Below are 7206 nucleotides of genomic sequence, written 5' to 3' on the forward strand. Positions count from 1 at the left end.
AATCATTCATGCCCTTTTGGCTTACGATATTTTCATACCAGCTTATTTTTTCTTCTCCGATCATGATTTCAAAATCTTTTACTTTTTCTTCAAGTGTTGATACTTTGTCTTTTGATAATGTTAAGACCATTTTGGCACGTTTTGAAATGGCATTCATTTTTTCTCCACCTGCAACATGTGCAACTGAAACTTGAAGATCTTGCACATAATGGAAAAAGCGTCCCATTAATTTATTGGCATTGGCACGACACTTATTAATTTCAATTCCTGAGTGCCCACCTTTTAAGCCACTAATCACAACTTCATATGAAACAAGTGAATTATCACTTAACGTCATCCATTCAAGCGGTAGCTTTAATGAGTTACGTACACCTCCAGCACATGAAGCTAACGCTACTCCTTCTTCTTCTGAATCAATATTAATTAAGATATCACCTTGTACATGAGCAGGATCCAATGCCATGACTCCATCCATTCCTGTCTCTTCTTCCGTTGTCACTAACACAGTTAAGGCAGGATGAGCCATCGTCTTATCTGCTAAAATAGCAAGCGACATCGCAACCGCAATTCCATTATCAGCTCCAAGAGTTGTTCCTTTTGATTTAATCCAATCGCCTTCAACATAAATCGGTAAAGCTTGTGTTTCAAAATCAAACTCTAATTCATCATCTTTGACACAGACCATGTCCATATGACCTTGTAAAATGACACGTGGAGCATTTTCATAACCCGCAGTAGCTGGTTTTTTGATGATTACATTTTTACAGGGTTCTTGAATCACTTCTAACCCATGCTCATTAGCAAAATCAACTAAATACTGACTAATGGCAGCCTCATTTCCTGATTCACGTGGAATCTTCGTCATTTCTTCAAAATAATGAAACACCGCACGTGGGTTTAAGTTTCCTAAAATATCCGACATAATTTGCGCCTCCTTTTTTTATATATTCTACCATAACTTCACTTAAAATGATAACCATTGGACATACTTTTATTCATAATCTATCCAACTTCCCCGAAGGGGGAGATTATAATTTTCAAAAAAAAAGAGGTAACTTTCACCTCTTTAATCTTTAATAGATTGTATAATCTTTATCTTTTTTATTCTCTTGATCCTTTACTTTATAATCATTTGTTTCAAATACGGCATCCTTTGTAGTTTGGCGTTTCTCACGTTCAATCGTTGCTTTATCTGGAAAAATAAACACACACGCAATATATAAAATAATTCCGACTGAGGTAAAGGAAATCAAGACCCATACTAAGCGAATTAAGGTGACGTCAATATTTAAATACTCAGAAATCCCTTTACATACTCCACCAAGCATTGCTCCTTGTGAGGTTTTATATAAACGTTTATTTGACATAGTTTTCCATCCTTTCCATCATATCTTCCTCTTATTATATATCACCACTCATCTCATGCCAATCTTTTTGAAATATATTTCAATCTTAAGCTATTTAAGACTTTGTGATTAAGAATTAAATATACTATAATAGTTCTATAACTTTCCTCACACAGGAAAATTTTTGAGTATCGGAGGTGTAAAAGATGAGTTATGAATTACTAAATTTAATAAAATCGAGTGAAACATCCTTAACAAAAATGGTTAATCTATTAAATGAATCTCCTTCTGTTTGTCTTTCATCATTAGACCCAAATCAAACGGCCTTAATCATTGTTGATATGGTGAATGGATTCGTCAAGATGGGCCCGATGTCATCTCCTCGAATCCAAACAATTATCGATCCGATTTGCGACTTATTAAAACGAGCAAATGATTCTCAAATTGATGTTGTGGCTTTCGCCGACTGTCACCAAACGGATTCAATTGAGTTTAATTCTTATCCTGCACACTGTATCAAAGGAGAAGTAGAAAGTGAAATTATCGATGAAATCAAACAGGCTGGACCTTATCACTTAATTGAAAAAAGTTCTACAAATGGCTTCTTAGAGCCTGCATTTCATCAGTGGTTAGAAAACCATCCATTGATTAACCAATTTATTATTGTGGGTGATTGCACCGATATTTGTGTAGAACAATTTGCGATTACCTTAAAGACTTATTTTATCACGCAAAATAAAATAAGTCGTATCATCGTTCCAATGAATAGTGTTGAAACTTATGACTATGATGTTCATGCTGCTGACTTCATGAATGTCATTGCCTTATATAAAATGATGATGAATGGGATTGAAATTGTGACACGCATCGAAGAATAGAAAGAGGAATTTATTATGAACTTAAAATCATCAAATTTAACAATGCTAGTTGACTTTTACGAGTTAACGATGGCTCATGGTTACTTCGAAAACGGCATGAAAGATCAAATCGCCTATTTTGATATGTTCTTCCGTCGCGTTCCTGAACGTGGTGGTTTTGCCATTATGGCAGGCCTTGAACAGCTCATTGATTATTTAAAGAACTTACACTTTACAGATGAGGATATCGAGTTTTTACGACGTAAAAACATGTTTTCTGATGCCTTTTTAGATTATTTAAAAAACTTTGAATTCGCTTGTGACATTTATGCCATTCCAGAAGGAACACCTATTTTTCCAAATGAGCCAATCCTTACAGTTCGAGGACCGATTATTCAAGCTCAGTTCATTGAAACGATGGTATTACTGTCAATCAACCATCAATCTTTAATCGCAACGAAAGCAAATCGAATTGTTCGTGCAGCTGAGGGACGTCCTGTCATGGAATTCGGATCTCGTCGTGCGCAAGGAGCACAAGGCGCTATTTTAGGGGCTCGTGCTTCTTATATTGGGGGATGTATTGGGACGGCTTGTACCATTACTGATCGTGATTACCAAGTTCCATCCCTTGGAACAATGGCCCACAGTTGGGTTCAAACGTTTGATACTGAATACGATGCCTTCAAAAAATACGCAGAACTTTATCCAGAAAATTGTGTTCTTTTAGTTGATACTTATAACACGTTAAAGCAAGGTGTTCTTAATGCTATTAAAGTCTTTAAAGAAGTGTTAATTCCAAAAGGCCATCGACCTGGAGGCATTCGCATTGATAGTGGGGATGCCGCTTATTTATCAAAAAAAGCTCGTAAATTATTAGATGAAGCGGGACTTGAAGATTGTAAAATTGTCATTTCTAACTCACTCGATGAGTATATTATTCGCGATTTAATCATTCAAAAAGCCCCAATCGATTCATTCGGTGTGGGAGAACGCCTTATTACATCAAAAGCTGAGCCAGTTTTCGGTGGCGTTTATAAAATTGTGGCAGTTGAAAAAGAAGGAGCTATGATTCCAAAAATCAAAATTAGTAATAACATTGAAAAAATTACAAATCCAGGATATAAACAAGTGTATCGTTTATTTGAACGCGAAACTAATAAAGCCATTGCTGATGTCATCACCCTAGCTGATGAAATCATTGATGATAATCATCCATATACCATTTTTGATCCAGAACACACTTGGAAACGCAAAACAATCGAAAACTTCTATGCCAAACCGCTACTTATCCCTATTTTCTTAAATGGAAAACAAGTTTATAACTCACCAAGCCTCGAGGAGATTGTCGCCTATTCAAAAGAGCAAATTAATACGTTATGGGAAGAAGTTCTACGTTTTGAACATCCTCATCAATATTATGTCGATTTATCTAAAAACCTTTGGACATTAAAAACGGACTTACTTGAAAAGTACTCAAAATAATCTTTTTACTACAAAAAATACGTCTCAAAGCTCGTAAACAATTGGAAATTTTACTATTTCATTAAATATTGTATTTTCTTCTTGCAATTTAGACATGGGTTTGATAGAATATTTTTGTTGTATTAATGGAGGTGAATTGAATGCCAAATATTAAATCACAAATTAAACGTGTTAAAACAAACGATAAACGTCGTCAATTTAATGCTTCTTTCAAAGCATCTATGCGTACTGCTATCAAAGCTGTTGAGGTTGCTGTTGAGAACAAAAACATCGAAGCTGCAAAAGAAGCTTACAATACAGCTAACAAAAAATTAGACAAAGCTGTTGCAAAAGGAATTTGCCATAAAAACTACGCAGCTCGTCAAAAATCACGTTTAAGCAAAAAAATTAACGCTTTAGGATAAAAAAATACCGACTTTTGGGTCGGTATTTTTTTTATTATCTTTTATTTAGTTAATCGGTTGAAATTGAATGGTTACATCAGGATTATTTGTAAATTCTGTTTTAGCCATCATGTAAAGTTCATTCACTTCTTCCACTCCTGGAAAGGCACTTTCATCTGCCACTTGTACAATAACTTGAACCGTTTCTTCATTAACACGAACTAATACATCATTATAACCTTTTGATTTAATCATTGTTTCAAGCGCGCTTTGATGTTCACGATCTCTATTTAATTTATCTAAATCATCTTTTGCTTCACTTTTAGCTGTTGCATCGTAATCTTTACTAGCAATTACTTCTTTTAATTCTGATACTTTTTGACTTTGTTGTTTTTCAAGTTCAACACGTAACACTTGGATTGAATTCGATTCCGTTGCAACTGTTGTAACATTTTCTTCTGTCGTTGTTTCACTTGCTAACTCACTACCTGTTTGCGCATCAGTTTCGCTAACTTCCATTTGAACATTTGGTAAGGTTTGAGTTGATCCTGCTCCAGTTGTTAAATCTTTTGGATCTTCCATTCCCATATAAAAAACTGTTAATAAGACAAAGACAACAAATAATGCGGCTGTAACATAAGAATTTTTGTTCATTTTAATTTCCTCCTAATTCAGATGCATTTAATAATGATATTTGATGGATTGGTACATCAAGTAACAAACTGATTGCGTTCGTGACATCATAAGGTGCTTTGAGCACTCCGCGATACACAATAACAACTCCATTTGAAACAGTATTTGTTTGATTTGAAGCGAAGATTGTTGCAGATGAAGAATCCGATACAGTTTTATAAGACAAATTAACACTTTCAAGCGTAACCCCTTCTATTGAGGCAAATAACGTATTAATTTGTTCTTGATGTTTCGTCTCAAGTACGTTTGTCGTTGTTTTACCACTGTTGTTTTCAAAACTTCCATTAAACAATGTGGTAAAAATAAAGACGGCTGCAATAACTGATAGAATTCCAAACGGACCTAAATCTGCGACTATTTTTCTTAACTTCTGAATCATTTGTGATATATCCGAGGTTTTTTTTATCTCCTTCGTCCCCCCTCCTGATCCGTTTATACTACTTTGAAACACTGCTGGGATTTTTATCCCCTCATCCTTCATTGACCTCCCCCCTCAAACAAAATATCGTTTCGGTCGATTCCTAGTTGATTAGAAACACATAGTTTCGCTTCTTTACTAGTTTCCACCATTTGTATGGTTAGAACTTCATCTAATTCGAATGTGATAATGTCGACGTCACAGAGTGCCTCAGCTTTTTGTATCAAGGCATCAACTTCACCTAAGGTAAGATCTTTTAAGTCCTCCTCAAGCTTGCTCTGATAATACTGTACAGATTCGTCGAACTCACTCTCACTAATGAAGGTAATCGAATTAATAAATGAACTAACTTCATTATTCATTATACTGAGTACCGGCTTTAAAATGATAACTATAATAAAAAAATGAAGATAAAATGAAATTATCTTTTTATAAGAAGCCGGAATAACCAACAAATTGACAACAGCTATCAAAAAAAACATGGCAATAATTTGTTTGGCGTATGTATATATCATTTCTTTTCCCATCTCCTCACATCTTGTCAAATGTTATCTAATTGGTTACTAACATCATATTAGAACTATATAAAATAATAAAGAACGTAAAGATAAACATAACAGCAATAATAATGGTAATAACTAATAAATTCATAACACCTGTATTAAAAATATCTAAGACGTTAATAAAATCTTTACTAACTAGTGGTTGAATAATCGCTGTTAGTAATCGAAACAAGATGGTTGCAATTCCAAGCTTCACAATAGGAAAAGAAACAAAAATAACCAATGTGATGATACTTAATAGGCCTACACTATTGCGCATAATCGATAACGTTGAGATAATGGAAACAACCGTATCAGTAAAACGGCTCCCAATAACTGGAATGTAATTCATTAAAGTTTGCGTTGTCCTAAAAAACAACCCATCCGCAAAACTTAACGTGACATTTTGGATGGACATCAACGTTAAAAAGAATGCAAAATAGCCTCCCAGTGTCCACAAGGCAATTTTATTAATAAAATTCGTTAATCGACTATATAAATCTTCAATACCAATTTGATTAACAAAACCAAAGATTGTTCCAATCACCGTCAAAGGTAAACTGACAGCATTAATGAAAAAATAGGAGACATTAATCAAAAATACAACAGCAGGCTGAAATAAGGCATGATTCCAAAGTGCGCCCGTAATGGTAATCATCGATAATAAAATAGGAAATACAGCCACAACAATATCCATATATCTTGTTAAAATATCCAGCGTATAGTCGTGATAAAAGACAAATAACCCAAATAATTGTACAATCAGAATTAATTTTAAGACTGTATTCGTAATCTTTTCATATCGTGTTGAAAACGTTGTTTGAATATTTTGAAACAACGCAATCACTAATAAGAAAATTAAAATCATTTTAAACTGAGAAAAACTCACATTTAACTCATACATGGCATATTCAACAATTGACTTAAAAAAACCGACTATATTAAAATTTTCAACCTTTAGTAAGTTCGATTTATCAAGATAATCAGCTTGTACAAGCCAGTCATATTGTGAATAGATTTCGGCCCAAATATTGTCAAACGATGATAGATCCATACTAAATTGACTCATACTTCACCCCCTAGTTCGTAAAGACTACAATATTGATAAAATTAGTTCAAATAAGGTGATAATCATCGGTAAACTGTACCCGATTAAATAGAGTTTTACAATATACTCAAACATTTTCCCTACATTACCAAGCTTTGCTTCTGTTAATAAAAAATTAACAAACTCAGCGTAATAAACAATTCCGATCAAACGAATGATAATCGTAACATACTGCTGTTCAATATTAAAATTCAAGAACACTGCTGTTAAGTCACCAATCATTTTGGAAAGAATTTGTAAGGCGACCATAAAAAAAAATGTTAGCAAGACAAGACTAAATCCTTTAGCATATTTCGGATTTACTTCTTCTAATAGCAAATAAACAAGTGCACATCCAATTACAAGTGAGATGATTTGAACAATATCAATGGCACACC

Annotated in this window: 10 protein-coding genes; 3 read left to right on the forward strand and 7 right to left on the reverse strand. The window is 33.9% G+C overall.

All coding sequences use genetic code 11. The features are described from left to right. Together pepD and QWC74_RS09845 are read right to left on the reverse strand one after the other, a co-directional pair. On the reverse strand, window positions 1-922 hold a 922-nt coding region (pepD, locus tag QWC74_RS09840; RefSeq protein ID WP_288994001.1), incomplete at its 3' end, for a beta-Ala-His dipeptidase. A gap of 151 nt (window positions 923-1073) precedes the next feature. Next, entirely contained in the window at window positions 1074-1367 is a 294-nt protein-coding gene (locus tag QWC74_RS09845) for a PspC domain-containing protein (RefSeq protein ID WP_006783313.1), read from the reverse strand. 185 nt (window positions 1368-1552) lie between these two features. Here QWC74_RS09845 and QWC74_RS09850 point away from each other — a divergent pair, with 185 nt between their 5' ends. From QWC74_RS09850 to rpsT, 3 genes are all read left to right on the forward strand, one after another. Continuing rightward, the gene (locus tag QWC74_RS09850; protein WP_006783312.1) at window positions 1553-2224 is read left to right on the forward strand and encodes a cysteine hydrolase family protein; all 672 of its coding nucleotides are present in this window, start codon (window positions 1553-1555) and stop codon (window positions 2222-2224) included. 15 nt (window positions 2225-2239) lie between these two features. Next, window positions 2240-3685 (forward strand): nicotinate phosphoribosyltransferase, encoded by a 1446-nt coding sequence (locus QWC74_RS09855; RefSeq protein WP_006783311.1) that lies wholly within the window; start codon window positions 2240-2242, stop codon window positions 3683-3685. A 140-nt stretch (window positions 3686-3825) separates the two neighbouring features. Further along, window positions 3826-4089 (forward strand): 30S ribosomal protein S20, encoded by a 264-nt coding sequence (gene rpsT / locus QWC74_RS09860; protein ID WP_006783310.1) that lies wholly within the window; start codon window positions 3826-3828, stop codon window positions 4087-4089. A 45-nt stretch (window positions 4090-4134) separates the two neighbouring features. Here rpsT and QWC74_RS09865 read toward each other — a convergent pair whose 3' ends face one another. The 5 genes from QWC74_RS09865 to QWC74_RS09885 form a co-directional block, all read right to left on the reverse strand. After that, window positions 4135-4722, reverse strand: a complete 588-nt coding sequence (locus QWC74_RS09865) for a SpoIIIAH-like family protein (protein WP_006783309.1) — start codon at window positions 4720-4722, stop codon at window positions 4135-4137. Window position 4723: 1 nt separating this feature from the next. Further along, window positions 4724-5242: a hypothetical protein gene (locus QWC74_RS09870; RefSeq protein WP_006783308.1), complete on the reverse strand. Its 519-nt coding sequence runs from the start codon at window positions 5240-5242 to the stop codon at window positions 4724-4726. Next, window positions 5239-5694 carry a hypothetical protein gene (locus QWC74_RS09875; RefSeq protein WP_039931108.1) on the reverse strand — a complete coding sequence of 152 codons (456 nt, stop codon included), beginning with the start codon at window positions 5692-5694 and terminating at the stop codon, window positions 5239-5241. Before QWC74_RS09875 ends, QWC74_RS09870 begins: the two co-directional genes overlap by 4 nt. Window positions 5695-5731: 37 nt before the next feature. Next, entirely contained in the window at window positions 5732-6790 is a 1059-nt protein-coding gene (locus QWC74_RS09880) for a stage III sporulation protein AE (protein WP_006783306.1), read from the reverse strand. Window positions 6791-6814: 24 nt separating this feature from the next. Beyond that, the coding region (locus QWC74_RS09885) for a hypothetical protein (protein ID WP_288994002.1) at window positions 6815-7206 on the reverse strand (392 nt) is incomplete at its 5' end.

The sequence above is a fragment of the uncultured Turicibacter sp. genome, assembly GCF_938044715.1.
GTDB classification, from domain to species: domain Bacteria; phylum Bacillota_I; class Bacilli_A; order MOL361; family Turicibacteraceae; genus Turicibacter; species Turicibacter sanguinis.

Bases quoted from the DNA above. Each gene is read 5' to 3' on its own strand.
- QWC74_RS09845 (WP_006783313.1), bottom strand. From the start codon at position 1,367: ATGTCAAATAAACGTTTATATAAAACCTCACAAGGAGCAATGCTTGGT.
- QWC74_RS09850 (WP_006783312.1), top strand. From the start codon at position 1,553: ATGAGTTATGAATTACTAAATTTAATAAAATCGAGTGAAACATCCTTA.
- QWC74_RS09855 (WP_006783311.1), top strand. From the start codon at position 2,240: ATGAACTTAAAATCATCAAATTTAACAATGCTAGTTGACTTTTACGAG.
- rpsT (WP_006783310.1), top strand. From the start codon at position 3,826: ATGCCAAATATTAAATCACAAATTAAACGTGTTAAAACAAACGATAAA.
- QWC74_RS09865 (WP_006783309.1), bottom strand. From the start codon at position 4,722: ATGAACAAAAATTCTTATGTTACAGCCGCATTATTTGTTGTCTTTGTC.
- QWC74_RS09870 (WP_006783308.1), bottom strand. From the start codon at position 5,242: ATGAAGGATGAGGGGATAAAAATCCCAGCAGTGTTTCAAAGTAGTATA.
- QWC74_RS09875 (WP_039931108.1), bottom strand. From the start codon at position 5,694: ATGATATATACATACGCCAAACAAATTATTGCCATGTTTTTTTTGATA.
- QWC74_RS09880 (WP_006783306.1), bottom strand. From the start codon at position 6,790: ATGAGTCAATTTAGTATGGATCTATCATCGTTTGACAATATTTGGGCC.